Raw genomic sequence first — 2,676 nt, 5'->3', positions numbered from 1 at the left:
TAGCCTCCTGCAAAACCCCAGAGGTCTTGATAGACAAGGTATTTTGCAGGCTTTTAAAGCAGGGTTTCCTCCAGTTTCATCGAAAATACATAGAAGAAATTACTCTGGAGGTGAACCCCTGTTGCCCAAGTATAAGCAAATTTCCTTAGTTGATCTCTGCGAGGAATTTGAACAGGCGTCAAACAACGATAAACTGAAAATGCTCAACGATTACGTAGACATAGAAGAGATCATCCCCTTAGAGGTTAAGCTGGCTTACTACAAATCAACTGGTCGCCCCCCTTATTCTTTAGCGTCCATGTTATCTGCCCTAATCCTCCAGAAGATCTTATCCATTCCCACAGTTGAACTTTTGGTTACTTTCCTTGAATTGTCCGAGCCCCTGAGAGAGTTTTGTGGTTTTACTCAAAACGTTCCTGACCCCGCTACTTTCTCGAGGTTTAAAGATAAAATCGGGCCCCAGGAACTTAAAAAAATCTTAGACCGTTTGGTAGAACTAACCGACCCTTACTTAAAAGAGCTCGACCCTTTTGCGGCTTCCCTTCTCGTCCTGGACACCACCGGCTTAGAAGTGCCGGTAAGAGAAAATAACCCTAAGTTTTTTTATTCCTTGAAAAACCAGGTCGAGAAGGGAGCCCCGGAAAAACCGGAAAACGAGATTTATGCCCTGACCATTGCCAAAATGCCTAAACATGCCAAGGCCGCCCCAACGGCCAAACTTATTTACACTAACGGTAAATTCGCTTATGCCTATACCGCTGCTATCCTGACTGACGGGCAAGGCCTCGTCCGTAATGTGATGCTGTTTGAAGGTCAAAAAGATTCGCTGGTGTTAAAACCGGTTATGGAAGATTTCCGGCAGCATCATGAACTTTGCCATTACGAGTTTTTTGCTGGCGACGCCGGGTTCGACAGTATGGAAAACTTCCGTTACCTGGTGCAGGATTGCAACCTTAAGCCAGTTATTAACCTCAATCCCCGCAATACTAAAGAGTTGCCTGACCCCGGTATCGCTCCCGAGGGAGTACCAGTGTGCCCTCAAAATCCATCCCTAAAGTTTAAATACGCTGGCTTCTGTAAATCCAGAAACCGTATTAAATGGCTCTGCCCCTTGAGTAAACCGGGAAAAAAGGGTTATACTTGCACCTGTCAAGACCCCTGTACCCCCTCTAAAAGTGGACGGATGGTTTACACTTATCCCCAGGACAACTACCGAAAAAATACTCCTATCCCCAGGAACTCTGAGCTATGGAAGAAAATCTACCTTTTGCGCATTGCCGTGGAGCAAGCCATCTCCCGGCTAAAGCTCCCCTTGATGCTTGGCCGATTAACGGTGACGGACTTTGACAGTGCTTATTGTGATCTTGTCCTGGCAGCTATCGCTCAAAACCTTGTCGCTTTAATCGCTTTGAGAGCCAAGCTCTGCGGTAAAGTAAGGTCTATACGTTGGCTTGTCGCTTAAGGCAAGTTTGCTTCCCCAATTTTGTCGATATAGCCGCGCCTTTTGGTTATCTTTTCTTCGATACTTGGTGCAACAGTATCTTAATTCCATTTGTCCAGTTAAAGGATTTCGATTCGGTATAAGGTCCATTTTGATTCTTTAAAGAACATTAGTTTTGCAAGCGCCTATACTTATATCTTATCATTTTGTCGGGTCTTGTTAAAGCATCAGCCAAGCGCACAGTAGTAGTAAAAGCCGCCTGTTGGACGGCGGCTTTGTTGTTATTTGCCGTTTGTGTTTGCCCGGTCCGTCAGGACGTCGATTTTCAACAAATCCGCTGCCGGAGACTCCTCGATTTTGCCTTCATCCCCCAGGCTGCTTAGCGACGGGTCCAGGGGGAGCGTTCCCACCAGCGGGATGTTGAATTCCTGGCTGATCAGGCCGGCCTTGCCTTCGCCGAACGGGAACAACCTGTGCCGGCCGTCGGGGCACTCCATGAAGCTCATGTTTTCCACAATCCCCAGCAAGGGCACTTTCATCTTTTGGGCCATTTTTACCGCCTTGCGGACCACCATCTGCGCCAGGTCCTGCGGGGAAGTGACAACCACCACCCCATGCAAAGGAAGCGTCTGCATAACCGTCAGCGGGGCGTCTCCCGTGCCCGGCGGCAGGTCTACAAACAGGTAGTCCAAATCGCCCCAGACGACTTCCTCCCAGAACTGCTTGATCGCCCCGGAGATTATAGGCCCGCGCCAGATTACGGGTTCGTCCTCACTGGGCAATAACAGGTTCATGGATATGATCTCGATCCCTTGTTTGCTCCTGGGGGGCAGTATGCCGAATTCAGTAACCGGCGGAGCGGAATTCATACCAAATAGCTTTGGTATGCTTGGACCGGTAATATCGGCATCAAGTATTCCAACCTTGTATCCCTTTTTATTGTAGGCCACAGCTAACAGGGCCGTTACTGTCGACTTGCCTACTCCCCCCTTACCGCTCATCACCGCAATAACGCGTTTGACGTGATTAAGTACGGACGCCTTGCCCTGCTGTTCGCCGGTGCAACGACCCTGCTCCTTTTCTTCACAGCTGCTGCAGCTGCCTGTGCATTCCGACATGTCTAATCCTCCTTGTCATGTTTCTTCTAGCAGTTAACACCGGGAATAGCATACACCTGTTATGGACATATGTCAATAATTATTGCCGCTGGTTATTATTGCTGGGGAGAAAACCTA

The 2,676-nt window shown here is 48.5% G+C and carries 2 protein-coding genes; one reads left to right on the top strand and one right to left on the bottom strand.

The features are described from left to right. The first annotated feature begins 121 nt into the window (after positions 1–121). Positions 122–1,462 (top strand): transposase, encoded by a 1,341-nt coding sequence (locus HPY90_RS15750; RefSeq protein ID WP_287195913.1) that lies wholly within the window; start codon positions 122–124, stop codon positions 1,460–1,462. 260 nt (positions 1,463–1,722) lie between these two features. Here HPY90_RS15750 and HPY90_RS15745 read toward each other — a convergent pair whose 3' ends face one another. Further along, a complete protein-coding gene (locus tag HPY90_RS15745) occupies positions 1,723–2,559 on the bottom strand; it encodes an Mrp/NBP35 family ATP-binding protein (RefSeq protein WP_287195911.1) in 837 nt (278 codons plus the stop codon). Between the last annotated feature and the right edge of the window lie 117 nt (positions 2,560–2,676).

Origin of the sequence: Syntrophothermus sp., assembly GCF_013314835.1 — a bacterium.
GTDB lineage: Bacteria > Bacillota > Syntrophomonadia > Syntrophomonadales > Syntrophothermaceae > Syntrophothermus > Syntrophothermus lipocalidus.
The sequence above is the reverse complement of the archived record's forward strand: the minus strand, read 5'-3'. Positions and strand labels throughout refer to the sequence as shown.

Bases quoted from the DNA above. Each gene is read 5' to 3' on its own strand.
- HPY90_RS15745 (WP_287195911.1), bottom strand. From the start codon at position 2,559: ATGTCGGAATGCACAGGCAGCTGCAGCAGCTGTGAAGAAAAGGAGCAG.